Source organism: Polyangium sp. 6x1 (assembly GCF_029946515.1).
Lineage (GTDB): Bacteria > Myxococcota_A > Polyangia > Polyangiales > Polyangiaceae > Polyangium.
Window position 1 is genome coordinate 1 of record NZ_JARZHH010000121.1, and the last position, 18,328, is coordinate 18,328.

General features: G+C 70.5%; 12 protein-coding genes and 1 pseudogene. 9 read left to right on the top strand and 4 right to left on the bottom strand.

Features of this window, described 5'->3' with window-relative positions; genetic code table 11:
- The 5 genes from QHF85_RS47650 to QHF85_RS47670 all read left to right on the top strand — a co-directional run.
- A partial coding sequence (locus tag QHF85_RS47650) for a serine/threonine-protein kinase (RefSeq protein ID WP_281334196.1) occupies positions 1-1,783 on the top strand: 1,783 nt, incomplete at its 5' end.
- Positions 1,783-2,862, top strand: coding sequence for a tetratricopeptide repeat protein (locus tag QHF85_RS47655; protein ID WP_281334197.1), 1,080 nt, complete (start codon positions 1,783-1,785; stop codon positions 2,860-2,862). The genes QHF85_RS47650 and QHF85_RS47655, both read left to right, overlap by 1 nt.
- Positions 2,844-3,452 (top strand): hypothetical protein, encoded by a 609-nt coding sequence (locus QHF85_RS47660; protein ID WP_281334198.1) that lies wholly within the window; start codon positions 2,844-2,846, stop codon positions 3,450-3,452. The genes QHF85_RS47655 and QHF85_RS47660 overlap by 19 nt, the downstream gene beginning before the upstream one ends.
- Before the next feature lie 100 nt (positions 3,453-3,552).
- Complete coding sequence (locus tag QHF85_RS47665; RefSeq protein ID WP_281334199.1) at positions 3,553-5,880, top strand: (Fe-S)-binding protein; 2,328 nt, start codon at positions 3,553-3,555, stop codon at positions 5,878-5,880.
- A 160-nt stretch (positions 5,881-6,040) separates the two neighbouring features.
- On the top strand, positions 6,041-6,283 hold the full coding sequence (locus QHF85_RS47670) for a hypothetical protein (protein WP_281334200.1): 243 nt from the start codon (positions 6,041-6,043) through the stop codon (positions 6,281-6,283).
- Between the two features lie 10 nt (positions 6,284-6,293).
- Here the strand turns inward: QHF85_RS47670 and QHF85_RS47675 are convergent, their stop codons facing one another.
- Complete coding sequence (locus QHF85_RS47675; RefSeq protein WP_281334201.1) at positions 6,294-8,564, bottom strand: POTRA domain-containing protein; 2,271 nt, start codon at positions 8,562-8,564, stop codon at positions 6,294-6,296.
- A gap of 79 nt (positions 8,565-8,643) precedes the next feature.
- Here QHF85_RS47675 and QHF85_RS47680 point away from each other — a divergent pair, with 79 nt between their 5' ends.
- Positions 8,644-9,213: a Rieske (2Fe-2S) protein gene (locus tag QHF85_RS47680; protein ID WP_281334202.1), complete on the top strand. Its 570-nt coding sequence runs from the start codon at positions 8,644-8,646 to the stop codon at positions 9,211-9,213.
- Positions 9,210-10,961: a cytochrome b N-terminal domain-containing protein gene (locus tag QHF85_RS47685; RefSeq protein ID WP_281334203.1), complete on the top strand. Its 1,752-nt coding sequence runs from the start codon at positions 9,210-9,212 to the stop codon at positions 10,959-10,961. Before QHF85_RS47680 ends, QHF85_RS47685 begins: the two co-directional genes overlap by 4 nt.
- Before the next feature lie 87 nt (positions 10,962-11,048).
- Here the strand turns inward: QHF85_RS47685 and QHF85_RS47690 are convergent, their stop codons facing one another.
- Together QHF85_RS47690 and QHF85_RS47695 are read right to left on the bottom strand one after the other, a co-directional pair.
- Entirely contained in the window at positions 11,049-11,261 is a 213-nt protein-coding gene (locus QHF85_RS47690; protein WP_281334204.1) for a hypothetical protein, read from the bottom strand.
- A gap of 683 nt (positions 11,262-11,944) precedes the next feature.
- A complete protein-coding gene (locus tag QHF85_RS47695) occupies positions 11,945-15,268 on the bottom strand; it encodes a GAF domain-containing protein (RefSeq protein WP_281334205.1) in 3,324 nt (1,107 codons plus the stop codon).
- A gap of 288 nt (positions 15,269-15,556) precedes the next feature.
- On the opposite strand from QHF85_RS47695, the gene QHF85_RS47700 reads away from it, so the two are divergent.
- Both QHF85_RS47700 and QHF85_RS47705 read left to right on the top strand, forming a co-directional pair.
- Complete coding sequence (locus QHF85_RS47700; RefSeq protein ID WP_281334206.1) at positions 15,557-16,780, top strand: acetyl-CoA C-acyltransferase; 1,224 nt, start codon at positions 15,557-15,559, stop codon at positions 16,778-16,780.
- Between the two features lie 47 nt (positions 16,781-16,827).
- Positions 16,828-17,397 (top strand): peptidylprolyl isomerase, encoded by a 570-nt coding sequence (locus QHF85_RS47705; RefSeq protein ID WP_281334207.1) that lies wholly within the window; start codon positions 16,828-16,830, stop codon positions 17,395-17,397.
- A 63-nt stretch (positions 17,398-17,460) separates the two neighbouring features.
- On the opposite strand, the pseudogene QHF85_RS47710 reads toward QHF85_RS47705, so the two are convergent.
- Positions 17,461-18,328, bottom strand: a pseudogene (locus QHF85_RS47710) (hypothetical protein); the annotation flags it as partial.

The window sequence follows — 18,328 nt, forward strand, 5'->3', positions numbered from 1 at the left end:
CGCGCCTGCCGCGCCCCCGCAGCCTCGCCCGGCCGCAGGCGCGCCCGCGCCGCGCCCCGCCGCAGGCGCGCCGGCCGTGCCCGACGGTGTGGGCGAGGCCGTGAACCCGCAGCAAGGCGATCTCCAGCCCGGGCTCGTGATCCAGAGCCGCTACCGCATCGAGAAGCTCATCGGTCGCGGCGGCATGGGCGCGGTGTACGCGGTTCGTCACGTCAACACGGGCGAGATCTGCGCGCTCAAGCTCTTGCATCCGTCGGTCGCGAACAACCCCGGCGCCGTCGAGCGCTTCCGCACCGAGGCGCGCGCGCCCGTCAGCATCGGCAGCGAGCACGTCGTGCGCGTCATCGACGCCGACGTCGCGCCCGAGATCGGCGGCGCCCCGTTCATCGTGATGGAGCTGCTCAAGGGCCGCGATCTCGGCTCGGAGCTGAAGCAACGCGGCGCGCTGCCCGCGGGCGAGGTCGTCGTGTTCCTGAAGCAGGTCGCGCGCGTCCTCGACAAGGCGCACGCGCTCGGCATCGTGCACCGCGATCTCAAGCCGGCGAACCTCATCGTCACGCAGCGCGAGGACGGCACGCCGCTCGTGAAGATCCTCGACTTCGGCATCGCCAAGCTCGTCGATCAGAGCGACGCGAAGGAGCTCACCCAGGACGGCGCGATCTTCGGCACGCCCTGGTACATGTCGCCCGAGCAGGCCCGGGGGCAAGCGTCGAGGGTCGGTCCGGCCGCGGATCTCTGGGCGCTCGGGCTCATCGCGTATCGCCTGCTCACCGGGAAAAACTACTGGTCCGCCGAAGGCATGGCCGCGCTCATCGGGCAGATCCTCTACGAGCCGATGGTCCCGCCGAGCACGATGTCGCCGCACCTCGGGCCGCGCTTCGATGCGTGGTTCGCCCGGGCTTGCGCGCGGGAAGCCGAGCAGCGGTATTCGAACGCGACCGAGCAGATCCAGGCGCTCGCCCAAGCGCTGCAGGTGAACTACGCGGCGCAGCCGACGAACCTCGACATGCCGAACCCGGCGGATCTCTCCGCCTCGGCGCAGGTGCGTCAGGCGCTGCAAGGCATGCCGATGTACGGCATGAGCGTGGCCGGCGGCTCGATCCCGCCGGGCATGGCGATCCCAGGCACGAGCGTCCCCGCCGCCGGGCTCTCGCAGTCCGGCATGCCGCTGCCGCCCGGCGTGAACCCCGCGGCGGTGTCGCACGCAGGTGCGACGGCCGCGCAGCTCGCGGCGATGGGCATGTCGCAGTCGGGCGCGCCCATCCCGCGCGTGACGATCCCGCCGGGGACGACGGGCGCGCCGCTCTACTCGACGCAGGCCCCCGCGACGCCGGTCGCGAAGCCGAAGCTCGGCGCCATCCTCGCGGGCGTCTTCCTCGTGCTCGGTGTCGCGGGCGCGGGCGGGCTGTTCTTCGTGCTGAACGGCAAGAAGACGCAGAGCCCGGCGCCGGCCGTGCAGGCGACCGCGGCCCAGACCGCCGCGCCCACGGCTGAACCCACGCCTCCGCCGGTCGCGCCGCCTCCCGCGCCCCCGCCCACGACCGAGCCGGCGGCCACGGCCGCGCCGACGGCCGAGCCCGAGGGCGACATGGAGATCGAGCCCGCGGCAACGGCTGCGCCGACGGCCGAACCGGTCGCCACGGCCGAACCCCCCGCCGGGGCGCCGACGGCCAAGCCCACGGCCGGCGCGGTGGCCGCCACCACGGCGACGACGAAGACCGGCGGGGCAAAACCGAAGCCTTCTAGTACCGTCGCGCCGAAGGTCGGTAACATCAAGTTCTGATGAACGAGCTCTGCCGGCGTTCGCTCGCCTTTGCCTTCGTCGCCTTCGTTGGTCTCGCTGCGCCTCCGCTCTCGCGAGAGGCCGCGGCGCAGACCTCGCAGGCCCAGATCCAGCTCGCGCGCCAGGCCGCGTCGGAGGGCCTCACCGCGTATCGCGCGGGCCAGTTCGACAAGGCGCTCAACCTGTTCGAGCAGGCGAAGGCGCTCTACCCGAGCGCGCAGATCGTCCGCATGATCGGCTACTCGCTGCTCGCGCTCGAGAAGTGGATCCCCGCGGCCGAGGCCATGGAAGCCGCGCTCGTCTCGGACGTCGCGCCGCTGGCCGACGAGGACAAGACCGACGTCCAGGATCAGCTGTCGAAGGCGATGGTGCACATCGGCGTGCTCAACGTGACGTCGAAGGTGCCTCAGGCGAAGCTCTCGGTCGACGATCAGCCGGCCGTGAATCTGCCGCTCGCGAAGGCGCTGTGGCTCTCGCCCGGCAAGCACAAGATCGTCGTGAGCGCGCCGGATCATCAGGACGAGGTGCAGGAGATCGATCTCGAAGGCGGCAAGCCCCTCGAGCTCTCGATCGATCCGAAGGAGATCAAAAAAGAGGCGCCACCACCGCCGCCTCCGCCTCCGCCTCCGCCTCCGGCGAAGAAGAACTGGATCCCGCAGCAGCGCTTGATCGGGCTCGTGGCGACGGGCGTGGGCGCGGGGCTCGGGCTCGGCACGCTCGGCGCGGGCCTCGCGTCGATCCACCTGCGCAACAACGTCGCGCGCGACATCAAGATCCACGAGTCGATGTACGGGACGAACTGCAGCCGCGGGAACCCGGCGTTCTGTCAGCTCGATCGTGACGTGATCGCGGCCGACGGGAGCGACGCGAACACGATGCGCGACGTCAGCGTGGGCCTCGGCATCGGCGCGCTCGTGCTCGGCGCGGGCGGCCTCGTGCTCACGATCCTCGCGGTGCCGGAGGAGCCCGCGAAGCCGAAGGACGAGGCTCTGCCCACGACTCAGAAAGGCGCGGGCATCCGCTCGTTCGCCTGCGGCCCGCTCGGGGGCCTCGGCGTGACATGCGCAGGCACGTTCTGACGCCCCGATACGTGCTTGCCGCGCTCGCGCTCGTGCTCGCGGCGCCGGCGTGCCTCGAGGTGCCTCCGCCGCCGCCGAAGGACGCGCTCAAGGTCGTCGACGTGAAGGCGAGCGAGGGCGTCATGCTCGAGACCGCGTGCGTGCCGACGGGCGTCGAGACGTGCTTCGACGCCCGCGACGACAACTGCAACGGCGTCATCGACGAGGGCTGCGGGCTGCACACGGGGATCTTGCAGTTCGCGATCGCGTGGGAGGCCGTCGAGGCGGACGTGGACCTCAACGTCTACGACGTCGGCGGCGAGCTCGCGCGGGTCGGGGAGCCGACCTCGACGGGGCTCGTGAAGGACCGCGATTGCCCGCAGTCCGAGAACGAGTGCCAGGGCCAGAACGTGGAGAACGTCTACCTGGCCGAGGGGGAGCCGAAGCGCGGTCGCTACCGCGTGGTGATCCGCCTCGACAAGCTCAACGGCGCGGCCGCGCCGGTGCGGGTGCGCCTCGGCGCGCGCGTGGGGCAGCGGCCGTTCAGCATGGTCGTGGAGCTCGCGCCGGGCGCGGGCACGGAAGAGAAGTCGTTCGAGTTCACGCTTTGATCTCGTACGGCATTTTGGTTGACGCGCGGCATCGCTCGGGTTGACGCGCGGCCGCTCGGGCACCTACAACAGGGACCGTTTCCCCGGGAGAACGCGCGCCATGAATCCGCTCATGATGTTTCTCATGATCTTCGGCCTGGCCGGGGCCTTCGCGTACAGCGCAGGCCGGCGGTGGTCGTTGCTCCAGGTCGGGCGGCCGGAAGATCGCTTCGACGACGTTCCGGAGCGCGTGAAGGGCACGGCGATCTACGCGCTCGCCCAGAAGAAGATGCATTACTACCGGCTCGCCGGCGCGGCCCACATGCTCATCTTCCTGGGCTTCGTGGTGCTCCTGGCCCGGTCGATCATCCTCTGGGGACGCGGCTTCGACCCGTCGTTCAACCTCTTCATCCTGGGGCCCGAGGGCTTCCTCGGCCTGCCCCTCGGGCACATCTACGAGTTCGTGAAGGACGTCATCGCGTCGCTCGTGATCGTCGGCGCGCTCGTCTTCCTGTACTTCCGCGTGATCAAGGTCGACCCCCGCATGACGAAGTCGGGCGAGGCGATCCTGATCCTCGGCATCATCATGACGATGATGCTGGCGGACATGCTCTACGACGGCGCCTCCGTGGTCCTGCACCACAAGGGCCTCGTGGGCTGCACGGGCCGGAACCTCGAGCCCGAGTACTGCGACGCCGTCCGCAAGGTCGTGGCCCCGCTCGGGCCCGCGCCGACGCACCCGATCGCCTGGGCGCCGTTCCCCTCGCCGGCCGGCTCGCTCTTCGCGACGCTGCTCGCGGGCGTGCCGCGCGACACCCTGCTCGTGCTCGCGAAGATCGGCTTCTGGACGCACGCGTCGCTCGTCCTGATCTTCGCGAACATCCTGCCGTACTCGAAGCACTTCCACGTCATCACGGCGGGCTTCAACGTCTTCTTCCGCAACGTCGAGCCGCGCGGGCGCCTGCCGATGATGGCGCCGAGCGCAGAGGCCATCGGCGAGATGGTCATGAAGATGGCCGAGGAGCCGGCCAAGGCCGAGCCCGTCGGCGTGAACAAGATCCAGGACTTCACCTGGAAGGCGATCCTCGACTTCTACACGTGCACGGAGTGCGGGCGTTGCTCCGACAACTGCCCCGCCCACAAGACCGGCAAGCTCCTCTCGCCGAAGCAGCTCACGCTCAACCTGCGCGATCACCTGTACGACCACGACAGCGAGCTCATCGCGCTGAAGCACGAGGCCGATCGCATCGGCGCAGCGCTGCCGCGGCCCGAGGCGACGACCGACGACAGCGGCGAGGTCGGGCCCTATCGCTCCGAGCCCGAGGGCGCGCAGGCCCAGGCGAACGGCGCGATGGCGGACGCGAGCAAGGATCTCGTGGCGAACGTGATCCACCCGGACGTGCTCTGGGCCTGCACGACGTGCCGGGCCTGCGAGGAGCAGTGTCCCGTGATGATCAGCTACGTCGACAAGATCGTGGAGATGCGGCGGCACCTCGTGCTCGTGAAGGGCGAGTTCCCGGCGCAGCTCAACGGTCCGTTCCAGGCGCTCGAGGTGAACGGCAACCCCTGGAACCTCGCCCGCATGGATCGCGCGAACTGGGCCGAGGGGCTCGACGTGCCGATGATGAGCGACAATCCGAAGGCCGAGGTCCTCTACTGGGTCGGCTGCGCGGCGAGCTACGACGACCGGGCGAAGAAGATCGCGCGGGCGACGGCGCGGCTGCTGAAGGCGGCGGGCGTGGACTTCGCGATCCTCGGGCAGGAAGAGACCTGCACGGGTGATCCGGCGCGGCGCGCGGGCAACGAGTACCTGTTCGCGATGCTCGCCGAGCAGAACGTGGCCACGCTGAAGGGCTACAAGGAGCAGGGCGGCGTGAAGAAGATCATCACGGCCTGCCCGCACTGCTTCAATACGATCCTGAACGAATACCCCGACTTCGGCGCGAAGTTCGAGGTCGTGCATCACACGGACTTCCTGCTCGGGCTCGTGGCGGAGCGGAAGCTCTCGCCGAAGAACCCGGTGAAGGGCAAGGTCGTCTTCCACGACTCCTGCTACCTCGGCCGTTACAACGACGTGTACGAGCAGCCGCGCGACATCCTGAAGAGCATCCCCGGCGTGGAGCTCGTCGAGGCGGAGGGCTGGAACCGCAACAAGGGCCTGTGCTGCGGCGCCGGCGGCGCGCAGTTCTGGATGGAGGAGCAAAACAAGGATCGCGTGAACGTGAAGCGCACGCTCCAGCTCCTGCAAACGGAGGCGAAGACGATCGCGACCGCGTGCCCGTTCTGCCAGACGATGATCACCGACGGGCTGAAGGCGCACGGCAAGGAAGAGAGCGTTCGTCAGCTCGACGTCTCCGAGATCCTCCTCGAGAGCTGCCTCGAAGGCGGGACGAAGAAGGAAAAGGCGAAGAAGGCCGCGCCCGAGACGGAAGCCCAGGCCGAAGCCTGATCACGCAAGCTCCGCGATTCCCTCAATTCCCACCAGGAATCGCCCGGTCCACCCCCCCTCGTTCCGGAGCACGTGCGTCCGACGAGAGCCTGAGCTAGATTCGGGCGGTCGCCGGATCCGAGGGAGGCAGATGGAGCAACCGCGAAACATGGTTTTTTCCATGGCCATCGATTCGCTGGCCGACGTGGCGCTCAAAGCGCGCGTGACGCCAGAGGATACGGGGGAGCTGCGGTGCGACGCCTGCTCGGAGCTCATCGAGGGGGAGCCGGCCGGGCGGGGGCTCTACGTATGGACCCGAGGAGACGAGGTCCGCTACGAGGAGCCGCCGCTCTGCGCGCAATGCGCGACGGCCATCGGGATCACGGCGCTCGCCACGTGGAGCGTCGAAGAAGAAGAAGGCTGATCCCGCCGCTTCAGAATGCTTCGCCGATCGCGATCGTGGTGACGATCGGGAATCCGCCGGTATATCCGAACAAGCCAACGTCGTAGGCGAGCTCGGCCTCGTCGCAGACGCCGATCGCCTGGGCGCACGGGACGCGGTAGCCGACATCCACGCGGACCGGGCCGACCGGAGTCGCGTACCGGACGCCGAGGCCGGCGGACATGTGCGGGCGGTCGAAGGCGAGCTCGGCGAGGCCGGGCCGGACGTCGCTCGCGTCGAGGAAGAGGATCGCGCCGAGGTTTTCGGTGAACGAGAGGCGTAGCTCGAGCGCGGACTCCCAGAGCGTGAGGCCGCCGGTCGGCGCCCAGGGAGGCACGGCCCCGCGCGCCGTGTCCCGGAGCGGCACGCTCGCGTGCATGCCGACGCCGTTGTAGACGTAGCCCCGGTTCGAGTTGGGGCCGCCGCTGTAAAACCCGCGGAATTGCAGGAGCTGTAGGGACCTGCGGAGGTCGTCGAGCGGGATCGTGGTGCCGTCGACGATGCCGTCGTCGTTCTCGTCGGGCCGCTTCCGGTCGCGGGCCTTCGGTTCGAGGATGTCGAGCGCCTGCTTGAAATCGTCCGAGCGCGGGATGAGGAAGCCGCCGGCGAGGCGGAAGGCGAGCGTGACGCGCTTGGCGACGGGCACGTAGGCCCGGAGCTCGGGGCGCAGGCGGACGTCGTCGGCGTCGCCGGGGAGGAAATACCCCGCGAGCTGCGCATTGAGGTTCAGGTAGACGCCGCGGCGCGGGGCGATGCGGTCGGTCTCGCCGCGGTCGTTCTGGCGGAAATCGAGCGTGCCCACGGTCTCGAGGTACGTGAACACCAGGCGCGTAAAACCCTCGGGGACGGCGTCGTGCCAGTACAGGAACGGGTCGTCGTACTGCACGTGGATGAACTGCCCGAGGTAATGGGTGAAGTCCGCGAAGCGGCGCTCGAGGCCGAGGGTGACGGCGGCCTCGCGGTAGCCGAGGGCCGGCTCTTTGGCCTCGGGCGTGCCAGGCGCGGGCGCCGTGATGATGTTGAGCGGGCGGTAGATGTTGGCGGCTCCGCGGAGGACGGCCTGCGTGCGGGGCTCGAAGACGCCAGGCTGGCGGAGCTCGAAGCGCAGGCGGATCTCGGGGAGGATGTAGCTCGGGCGCGCGAGGAAGAGGTTGTAGAGGGCGTTCGGGTAGAACACGAGGCCGGGGCGGGCCTCGATGGAGAAGCGGCGCAGGCCGCCGAGGAAGTTTCGGTCCTCCCAGCTCGCCATGCCGTGCGCCTCGACGCGCCCGCCGGCCTCGGCGCCGAAGCCGAGCTTGACGGCGCGAAGCGCGGCAGGCTGGACGACGATCGTGATGGGTACGACGTCGGTGCGCGGCTTGTCGGGCGGCGGGAGCTCGGGGCGGACGTCGATGGCGCCGAAGATGCCGAAGTCGGCGAGGGCGCGCTCGGCGGACGCGAGGGTCTTGGTGGAGAAGCGCTCGCCTTTGTGGAAGCCGAGGGCGGCGCGGATCGGCTTTTCGGGCAGCTCGCCGAGGCCGACGATGCGGATGTCGCCGAAGGTGGCGCGGGGGCCGAGCTCGATCCGGTAGGTGACGTCGGCGGTGTGGGCGACGAGGTCGATCCTGGCGTCGCCGTGGACGTTCGCATAGGGGAAGCCGCGGTCGGTGAGGGCGCGGGTGATGGCCTTTTTCGTGGCCTCGTAGCTGTCCTCTTCGAAGCGCTCGCCGACCGGGAGCTCGTTTTTCGCCTCGGTGACGGGGCGCGTGGCGTCGGCCGCGTCGGGTAGGCGCCAGTCGACCCACGCGAGGTCGACCTTGCGGAGCAGGACGGGTTTGCCCTCGTGGACGACGATCTCGATGCGGAGCTTGCCGTCGGACTTGCGGCGCATGACGCGGCCGGCCTCGACGTGCGCCTCGTAGAACCCGCGGCTGCGGTAGTAGCGCTCGATGCGGGCGAGGTCGCGCTCGAGGACGAAGCGGTCGAAGCGCTCGTATTCGACGGCCAGGACGTCGCTCAGGCCGACGATGGGGATGCCCTGGAGGACGCCGCCGAGCGGGTGCGCGCTCTCCGCGGTGGCGATGCGATCCTTGATGGCGGCGTCGGGGATCGTGTCGTTGCCGAGGACGTCGACCTCTTCGATGATGCAGCCGGAGAGGTCTTGAGGGTTACACGTCGGCGTTTTGGGGGGCGTGGTCTTGCACGCCGCGGACGTGACGAGGAGCAGGGCGAGCGGCGAAAGCCTGCGCAAGGCGACGCGGGTCTTGCTCCTGTTCTGCGTCAAGTGGCCTCCCCCTCGGGTATCCTCGGACTGCCGCGCGCAGGCGCGGCGGAGAGGGAGAGCCTACGAGATGGCGGAGCCAATGCAAAATGACCTCGGCGTCGAGCCGCCGCGCGCCGATCGCCCGGAGGATCCTCCGCGGGTGGACGGCGGGCGTCGTGGCGCGCTGAAGGTGCTCGTCGCGCTGGGCGGCGCGGCGTATGCCGGCGCGATCGTGGTCCCGGCCGCGACCATGCTGGCCCCGTCGTCCGAGGGCGGCGTGGGCGCGGCGCGGTGGATGCGGGTTTGTCGTCTCGCCGATCTGAACGAGGGCGAGCCGCGGCGCGTCGTGGTCGTCGGCGACGAGCGCGACGCGTACACGGTGACGAAGGATCAGCTGCTCGGCTCGATCTGGGTGACGAAGAAGGGCGAGGGTGTGACGGCGCTCAGCGCGGTTTGTCCGCACCTCGGCTGCTCGATCGACCTGAACGGCGACAAGAAGAGTTTTTCGTGCCCGTGCCACACGTCGAAGTTCTCGCTCGCGGGCGCGGCGGAGGCAGGGCCGAGCCCGCGCGGGATGGATCCGCTCACGGTGCGCGTCGTGGACGGGCACGTCGAGGTGGACTTCAAGCTCTTCCGCCAGGGGATCGCGGAGCGTAAGGAGGTCGGGTGAAGCTCGGCGACTGGCTCGACGAACGGACGGGCTACCGGGCGATCACCCGGAAGCTCGTGGAAGCGACCGTCCCCGGCGGCGCGCGCTTCGCGTACGCGTGGGGCGCGGCGCTCGGGATCGTGTTGCTCCTCGAAGCGGTGACGGGCGTGCTGCTCATGACCGTGTACTCGCCGAGCGCGACGACGGCGTGGGCGAGCGTCGCGTACCTGCAGCAGAAGGTGCCGGCGGGCTGGATCGTGCGCGGGCTGCACCAGTTCGGGGCGCAGGCGGCGATCGTGCTCGCGGTGATCCACGTGGGCTACGCGATCGTGCGCGGGGCGTATCGGAAGCCGCGCGAGCTGACGTACTGGCTCGCGCTCGCGATGGTGGGGCTCGTCGTGGTGTCGGCGTTGACGGGCAACCCGCTGCGCTGGGATCAACGTGGCTTCTGGGGGCTGCGGGTCGAGACGGGGATCATCGGGACGGTGCCGGTGGTCGGCGGCGTGTTGCAGCAGCTCCTGCTCGGCGGAGGCACGCCGGGGCACATGACGCTGTCGCGTCTCTACACGCTGCACACGGCGGTCTTGCCGTTCCTGCTCGGCGCGATCGCGGCCAAGCACCTCTGGCTCTCGCGCAAGCACGGGCCGGCGCTCGCGACGCCCGCGGACGCAGTGAAGTCGGATCGATACTTCCCGACGCAAGCGGCGCGCGACGTGATCGTCGCGGTGGCCGTGCTCGGCGTGATCGGCGCGCTCACGTATCTGCGGCACGGCGCGCCGCTCGACGCGCCGGCGGATCCGACGAGCGACTACCCGGCGCGGCCCGAGTGGTACTTCCTCGCGCTCTACGAGATGCGAAAGCCCTTCCCGGGCAAGCTCGAGCTGATCGCGACGGTGGTGATCCCGGGGCTCGTGGCGGGCTACCTGTTCGTCCTGCCGCTGCTCGACAAGAGGGCGGATCGCGGCGTGATGAAGCGGCTGCCGCTGCTCGTGCCGGTGGGCCTGTTCGGAGCCGCGCTCGGCGTCTTGACGTTCGCGTCGATGCGCACGGACGCGGCGGACCAGGAGTTCGCGAAGGCGGTGGCGAAGGCCGAGGCGCAAGGGTCGAAGGCGCTCGCGCTGGCGCAAGGAGGCGTGCCGCCGGAGGGACCGCTGGCGATGCTGCGCAACCACCCCGAGACGCGGCGCGTGGCGCTGTTCGAGCAGCACTGCGCGAGCTGCCATCGCATGGGTGAGCTCGGTCCGCCGAAGGGCAAGGACACGGCGCCGGATCTGACGGGCTTCGGCACGAAGGCGTGGGCGAAGCGCGTGATGGAGGAGCCGGATCACGAGCTGATGTTCGGCAAGACGGCCTTCAAGGGCGAGATGCCGAGCATGACGAAGCCGCCCGCGGATCCAGAGGCGGCGAAGGCGTTCACGGCGATGAACGCGCCGGACCTCGAAGCCATCGCGGACTTCCTCGCGGCGCAAGCGCAAGGCAAGAAGGGCGAGGGCATGCCGGGCGAGAAGCTCGTGTCGCAACGATGCACGAGTTGCCACAGGCTCGACGGCAAGACGGACGACGAGGACTCGCTCGCGCCGGAGCTGCGCGGCTGGGCCTCGGTGCCGTGGATCCTCGCGCAGATCGATGATCCTGGCAGCGGCGCGACGTACCCGAAGGGCGCGATGGATCCGAAGCTCGAAGGGCACATGCCGGCGTTCAAGGAGAAGCTCTCCGAGAAGGATCGGAGGCTGCTCGCGGCGTTCGTGCAGGAGCAGGCGGGGAAGTAGGGAGCTCGGGCCGCGGGGGAGACGACGATCCCCCGCGGCCGTGTGAAGTCGGATCAGGGGGACAGGCGTCGGACCGGGCCGATGAGCTCAACCAGAGCGACGAGACGGGCTCGTCTTCTGGAGGAACATGAAGGCCGACACGCCCACGATCGCCGCCAGGGCCGCGACGATGGCGCGACCGAAGAGCGAGGAGACCTCTTCGCGAAGTGCCATCAAAATGGAGAACCCGAGGAGCCCGGCGAGGCCCACGGCAAAGCGCCGAACTTGCATCCCGGACGGCTTCATCGCAGCACCTTTCATGGGGGGCAGGAATCCGCGCAGAGCGAGGCGCCGAACGTGTTCACGGAGCAGGCGGCGACCACTGCCCACACGCATGGAAGTACCGTTCCACCCACGGTGATGGTGCTCGCTCCGCTGCAAACTTGATTTGCCGTAGCTGACGGGTCTCCGCGTCAAGTCCAAATCCATCGAGCGCGTGAGAAATCGCCCCGAAATGGGGCGGCGAAGCGCCGAAGCGTGGTCCGAACGTTCCTGGCAAGGCTGGGCGAAGCGCCGAGGCTTGGTCGGGGCGGTCGGGGTGGTGCTTGGCGAAGCGTCGACGCGTGGTGGGTGCAGCCAGGGTGGTGCTTGGCGCTTCGCCGAGAGGTCGCCGTCGCGGGGCGGGTCCCGCTTGGCGAGGCGCCAAGCGGGGCTCGGCACGGTTGGGGTGGCGCTTGGCGCAGCGCCGAGCGGGGGTCGGCGTGGTCTGGATACGGCTTGGCGCAGCGCCACGCGGTGACCGGCACGGTCGGGGTGCCGCTTGGCGCAGCGCCAAAGGTCGACAGCCGCGCGGACAGGCCACCGACGCTCCGCTCCCATCACCGGCCCCTTGGAAGAACTGCGCATCGCGCAGTTCTTCCATCGAAGGTCCAGGGCTGGCCCTGGTTCGGGTCGAGGGGCGAACAGCCCCCGCGGGGCCCGGGGCAGCGCCCCGGCGAGACGCCTCAAGCCAGCAGCGTCCGCAGACTCGCGATCGTCACGACGAGCTCCGTCGGGTCCACTGGCTTCGGCACGTGCATCTGGAACCCTGCGTTGAGCGCGCGCACGCGATCTTCCGGCCGCGTGTACGCCGTCAGCGCGATGGCCGGCACCGTCGCGATTCGGTCTGGTGTGCGGCTCCGGATCTTGCGGATGAGCGAGAGGCCGTCGTCGCCTGGCATCGCGAGGTCCGAGACCAGCACGTCGGGCACGAATTCGGACAGGATGCGCAGGGCTTCTCCGGCGTCGCCCGCGGTCCTCACGGTTGCGCCTGCGATGTCGAGGATCTCCGAGAGGATCTCCCGTGCGTCGGGTTCGTCGTCGACGACCAGGACCGACAAGCCTGCGAGTGCGCGCTTCTCGGCGCGGCGCTCGTCGACCGGCGGGCCCTTCGCGGGCATCGGGCGCGGCTTGGCGAGGGGGAGCTTGACCGTGAACTTCGCGCCTGTGTCTGGGCCGTCGCTCTCCGCGCGGACTGTGCCGCCGTGTGCTTCGACGAGGTGACGCACGATCGACAGGCCCAGGCCGAGGCCCCCTGATGCGCGCGTGAGGGTCCCGTCGCCTTGGCGGAAGCGCTCGAAGATGTGCGGCAAGAGCTCGGCGCGGATGCCGCGGCCGGTGTCGGTGACCACGAGCACGGCCTCGTCGCCTGCGCGCGCGAGCCGCACGTCGATGCGACCGCCTTTCGGGGTGAACTTGAGCGCGTTCGAGAGCAGGTTCCACACGACCTGCTGCAGGCGGCTCGGGTCGCCGAAGATCGGCACGCTGCCCGGGTCGAAGGCCGTGTGCAGCGTGATCTCGCGGTTCGTCGCGCCCGGCGTGACGGAGTGGACGGCGGCTTCGACGACGGGGGCGAGCTCCAGGATCGACGGGTCGAGGCGGAGCTTGCCTGCCGTGATGCGCGAGGCGTCGAGCAGGTCGTCGATGAGCTTCGCTTGGTGCACGGCGTTGCGCTCGATCGACTCGAGTGCGCGCGGCTGGTTGCCTTCGCGGACGGCGCCGGTGCGGAGCATGCGGGCCCAGCCGAGGATGGCGTTGAGTGGCGTGCGCAGCTCGTGCGAGACGACGCCGAGGAACTCGTCCTTCACGCGGCTCGCCTCCTGCGCTTCGTGGAGGAGGCGTGCGTTGTCGAGTGCGAGGGCGGCGCGCTGGCCGAGCTCCTCGGCGAGCGCGACGTCGGCTTGCCCGTAGCGTCCGCGCGTCGTGCCGAACGAGAGCACGCCGAGCGTGTGGCCGCGTGCGATGAGCGGCACGACGATCGACGACGTGGTGCCGATGCGGCGCATGATCTCGAAGTGCTCGTCGTCGGCGGCGATCGCGCGGAACGAGCCGTCGTCGACGGTGCGGAGGAGCTTCGACTTGCCCGTGCGCGCGGCCTCGCTGATCGGGTGGTTCGGGCCGAAGGGGTAACGCGAGCGCATGTCGCGCAGGAGCTCTTCCTTCTCGGGATCCTCGTGCAGCGCGTGCATGAACTGCGGCGTGCCGTCTTCGTCGAGGCTGCACACGATGCAGTAGGCCGAGAAGCTCGGCACCGCGACGCGCGCGAGCGCCTCGGAGATGGCCGCTGGATCGAGCGAGGCGTTGAGCACGGCGCTCGCCTCGGCGAGCAGGGCGAGGCGACGGCGATCGACGTCGGCCTCGGCGCGGGCCTTGCGCTCGGCCTCGTGGAGGTAGGCGCGCTCGAGCGACTGCGCGCAGGTGCGCGCGAGGTGCAGGATGAACGCGTTGTCCTCGCTCGCGTGCGGGCACGACGGGTGGTAGCGGAGCGAGAGCCCGCCGATGGCGCGGTCCTCGACGATGAAGGGCACGGCGGCGATGCAGCCGGTCGTGCCGATCGCGCCGCCCACGAGGTGCGGGTAACGCGCGCGGTAGTCCTCTTCGTCGTCGAAGAAGAGCGGCGTCTGGCTGCGGATGGCGTCCGTGAGGGGCGAGGGGAAGCTGAGCTTCGTGGAGTCGTACCGGTCGAGTGTCTCGCGCGTGTGGCCGATGGCGCGGACGAGGTCGAGGTGCTCGCCGCCTGCGGCGACGGTCGCGACGATGGCCTTGCAGTTCGGCAGCATGTCGCGCACGTGGTCGACGATCGTCTCGGCGACCTTCATGCGGCTCATCGTGTCGGAGAGCGCGGCCGTCATGCGCTGCAGGGCGACGAGGCGCGTCGTCGCGAGCTCGGCGGCCGCGCGGGCGCGCTCGGCGGCCTCGTAGAGGCGGGCGCGCTCGATGGCCAGCGACGACTGGCGCGCGAGCGTGAGCAGGAACGAGCGGTCCTCGTGCGAGATGACGCGGGGCTCGCGGAAGGAGAAGAGGATCGCGCCTGTGGCCCTCTCGTCGAGCAGGAGGGGCAAACTGGCGAGGGCCTTCGGCGGGTCCTCGGCGTCGGGCGCGAGCTCGGCGAGGGCGCGCGCCTCGGCGACGGCGGCCTCGGATTCGAGCCAGAGCGGCTGCCTGCGGCGCACGGCCTCGGCGAGCGGGCCTGCGGCGTCCTCGGCGATGCGGGCGCCGCGCGAGAGGGCGCCTGGGGCGCAGCCGAGCGCGCCGATGATCTCGAGGTAGCCTTCCTGCGTGCGGAGGGCGAGCGCGGCGGCGCGGGCCTCGACGGCCACGAGGCCTTGTTGCAGCACGGCGTCGGCGACCTGCGTGGGCGTGAGGGCCGCGGCCAGGCTCGACGTCAGGGCTTGCAGACGCGACGTACGGGCCGCGGCGCGCTCGGCGGCCTCGCGGGCGCGCTGCTCGGCGGCGTGCAGGCGGGCGTTGTCGATGGCGAGCGCGGCGCGCCGGGCGAGGTCCTGGGCGACCGCGAGATCGGCGCTGCCGTACCTTCGACCCGAGTCGGCCGTGGCCAGCGTGAGCACGCCGAGCGTGCGTCCCGAGGCGACGAGGGGCGCGCTGATCGAGGAGACCGTGCCCAGGACGGCCGCGGGCAGGAACGGGTGGCTGCGCGGGGCGGGGCCGGCGTCGTTGCTCGGCGTGAGCAGGGGCTCGCCGCGTGCGAGCAGGCGAGGGCCGACCTCGGCGAACCACATCCCGCTCTCGCGCGGCGACGCTTGGTTCGTGAGCAGGTGCTCCCTGGCCGGGTCGACGTGCACGGCCTCGACGCGGTGCAGGCGTCCGTCTTCTTCGAGGAGATCGATGACGCAGTAATCGCAGAGCGTGGGTACGCTCAGCCGCGCCAGGTTCGTCAGCGTGGTGCGCAGATCGAGCGAGCTTGCCAGGCGCTCGCCGGCTCGCGCCAGGAAGGCGAGTTGCTCGTCGGTGGGACCGGCCTCGCGCGCTCGATGCTCGGTGCTCTTCATGGCGATCCGTCGATGCGCGGCGCTCCCCCCCACGCGGTGACGTTCCCCGAGCGTACCTTCATTTTCGTCGAAATACGCGACAAAAAGGCTGCGTTGGAGACGATGCGTGGCGCCCTTGTCCGTCTATGACGTTCCTTCGCGCAGGGGTGCGCGCAGGATTTTCGCGCGCGCATGGCCGCCTCGAACACGCAGGATCCGAGCCGCAGGAAAGCTCACGTTGCGCGTCGCGGGCTGTGAGGAAAACGAAGCTTTGCGAAGGTTCGGGGGCTGGGACTAGAGTCCCTCCGCATGAGCACGCGACAGTCTCTTTTGCCTCGCGAGGTCTACGTCGTCGACGCCGTCCGCACGCCGATCGGGCGGTACGCGGGCGGCCTCGCGGGCGTGCGGCCCGACGACCTCGCGGCGCACGTCGTGTCGGCGCTGGTGAAGCGCAACGAGGCGCTCTCCACGCGGCTCGACCACGTCGTGTTTGGAGCGACGAACCAGGCCGGCGAGGACAACCGGAACGTCGCGCGCATGGCGCTGCTCCTCGCGGGCCTGCCCTACGAGGTGCCGGCCGTGACGGTGAACCGGCTGTGCGGCTCGGGCCTCGAAGCGGTCGCGGACGCGGCGCGGATGATCGCGGTGGGCGAGGCGTCGTGCGCGATCGCGGGCGGGGTCGAGAGCATGACGCGCGCGCCGTTCACGATGCCGAAGCAGGCGAGTGCCTTCGATCGGACGCCGCCGCCGGTCTACGACACGACGCTCGGCTGGCGATACGAGAACCCGCGCATGAAGGCGCGCTTCCCGCTGATCTCGATGGGCGAGACGGCCGAGAACGTGGCCGAGAAGTACGGGATTTCCCGAGAGGATCAGGATCGCTTCGCGGTGGAGTCGCAGCGCCGGGCCGCCGAGGCGTGGAAGAGCGGGGCCTTCGCGGCCGAGGTCGCGGCCGTGCCGATCCCGCAGAAGAAGGGCGATCCCGTGCTGGTCGACCGCGACGAGTCCGTGCGGGAAGGCACGACGCTCGAGGCGCTCGCGAAGCTGCCCGCGGTGTTCAAGAAGGGCGGCAGCGTGACGGCGGGCAACTCCTCGCCGATCAACGACGGCGCTTCGGCGCTCTTGCTCGCCTCGGCGGAGGTCGTGGCGCAGACGGGCGTGACGCCGCTCGCGCGCGTGCTCGGCAGCCAGACGGCCGGCGTGGATCCGAGCTTCATGGGCGAGGGGCCGATCCCCGCCGTGCGAAAGCTCTTCGCCCGGGCGGGCCTCAAGGCCTCCGACGTGGACCTCGTCGAGCTGAACGAGGCGTTCGCGGCGCAGTCGCTCGCGTGCGTGCGCGCGCTCGAGCTCGACCCGTCGCGCGTCAACGTGAACGGCGGCGCCATCGCGCTCGGCCACCCGATCGGCTCGTCGGGCGCGCGCATCGCCTGCACGCTCGTGCACGCGATGAAGGCGCGCGAGAAGAAGCTCGGCCTCGCGTCGCTTTGCATCGGCGTGGGGCAAGGGATCGCGGCTTTGTTCGAGAAAGTCTGAGGGGGTCGGGGCGCACCACGCCCCATGTGCAGAGGAAGGATAGAGACATGCAATTTCCGGCCATCAACGTGCCCGGCCAAGGGCAACTCCACGCGCGGCTCGTCACGACGCTCGGCGACATCGTCCTCCGGCTGGAGGAAGAGAAGGCGCCGAACACCGTGAAGAACTTCGTCGCCCTCGCGACCGGCGCGATCGCCTGGAGGGACCCGAAGACGAAGCAGAGCCAGAAGAGCCCGCTCTTCAACGGCGTCCGCTTCCACCGCGTGATCCCGAACTTCATGATCCAGTGCGGCGATCCGCTCACGCATCACCCGGACATGGCGGCGGCCTGGGGCCGGGGCGGGCCGGGGTACGAGTTCGAAGACGAGTTCCACCCCGACCTCCGGCACGACGGGCCGGGCGTGCTCTCGATGGCGAACAGCGGCCCGGGGACGAACGGGTCGCAGTGGTTCATCACGGAGAAGGCGACGCCGCACCTCAACAACAGGCACTCGGTCTTCGGCAAGGTCGTGAGCGGTCAGGACGTGGTCAACAAGATCGCGAACGCGCCGCGCGGGCCGGCGGATCGGCCGATGCAGGACGTGGTGCTCGAGCGGGTGGAGATCTTCCGGCAGTAGTCGGCGGAGGCGACGCGGGCGCCGGGCCTCCGCGGAGGGACCCGGCGCCACGCGGAGCTTCGATCAGGGCACGCACACCTTGTTCGCGCCCGAGCCCTCGCACTTGCCGCTGGCGCACGCCCCTCCGTTGCCGCAGGACTGCCCATTCGCCAGCTTGCACACGCCGGCGCCGTCGCAGGTCATCGTGCCCATGCAGGCGGGGGCGTCGTCCGTCATGCCGAGCGGGACGTTGGTGCAGGTGCCCTCGCTCCCGGTGAGCTTGCAGGACTTGCAGGCCCCGGTGCAGGCCGTGTCGCAGCAGACGCCGTCCGCGCAGAAGCCGCTCGCGCACTCGCCGTTGTCCGCGCACGCCGCCGCGAGGCACTTGTCGGGGCACGTGCCGCCGCAGTCGACGCCGGTCTCGGTGCCGTTCATCGCGCCGTCGTCGCACGCGATGCACGCGTTGTTCACGCACGCCGCGTTCACGCCGTTGCAGTCGCCGTCCGCGACGCACTCGACGCACATGCCGGCGTCGTTGCACACGCCGTCGGGGCAGACGTCACCGGGGGTCGGCACGTGCATGGGCATGCCATTCACGCAGGCCGAGTCCGTGCAGGGGTTGCCGTCGCCCATCGGGGTGTCGGTCTCGTCGTCGATCACCCGCTCGCCGCCCATGCCGTCGCACTCGAGGTCCTTGCAGTCGCCGTTCATCGGGTCGGGCAGGCCCATGCCTTCGGGCGCGTCGTTCGCCTCGCACGCGCCCTGCACACAGCTCCAGTCGCGGCAAGCCGTGTCCGCCGGGCACTCGCCGGCGTTCTGGCAGGTCATGCCGCCCATGCCGCCCGTGCCGCCGCCCGCGCCGCCCACACCGCCGACGCCGCCGGCCCCGCCCATGCCGCCGCCCGCGCCGCCCTGGCCCCCCGCGCCGCCGGGCCCGCTCATCGTGCTCGAC

What these genes read in the sequence shown, in the direction of transcription:
- QHF85_RS47665 (WP_281334199.1), top strand. Translation starts at nt 3,553, where the DNA reads ATGAATCCGCTCATGATGTTTCTCATGATCTTCGGCCTGGCCGGGGCC.
- QHF85_RS47655 (WP_281334197.1), top strand. Translation starts at nt 1,783, where the DNA reads ATGAACGAGCTCTGCCGGCGTTCGCTCGCCTTTGCCTTCGTCGCCTTC.
- QHF85_RS47690 (WP_281334204.1), bottom strand. Translation starts at nt 11,261, where the DNA reads ATGAAAGGTGCTGCGATGAAGCCGTCCGGGATGCAAGTTCGGCGCTTT.
- QHF85_RS47670 (WP_281334200.1), top strand. Translation starts at nt 6,041, where the DNA reads ATGGCCATCGATTCGCTGGCCGACGTGGCGCTCAAAGCGCGCGTGACG.
- QHF85_RS47680 (WP_281334202.1), top strand. Translation starts at nt 8,644, where the DNA reads ATGCAAAATGACCTCGGCGTCGAGCCGCCGCGCGCCGATCGCCCGGAG.
- QHF85_RS47695 (WP_281334205.1), bottom strand. Translation starts at nt 15,268, where the DNA reads ATGAAGAGCACCGAGCATCGAGCGCGCGAGGCCGGTCCCACCGACGAG.
- QHF85_RS47700 (WP_281334206.1), top strand. Translation starts at nt 15,557, where the DNA reads ATGAGCACGCGACAGTCTCTTTTGCCTCGCGAGGTCTACGTCGTCGAC.
- QHF85_RS47705 (WP_281334207.1), top strand. Translation starts at nt 16,828, where the DNA reads ATGCAATTTCCGGCCATCAACGTGCCCGGCCAAGGGCAACTCCACGCG.
- QHF85_RS47660 (WP_281334198.1), top strand. Translation starts at nt 2,844, where the DNA reads ATGCGCAGGCACGTTCTGACGCCCCGATACGTGCTTGCCGCGCTCGCG.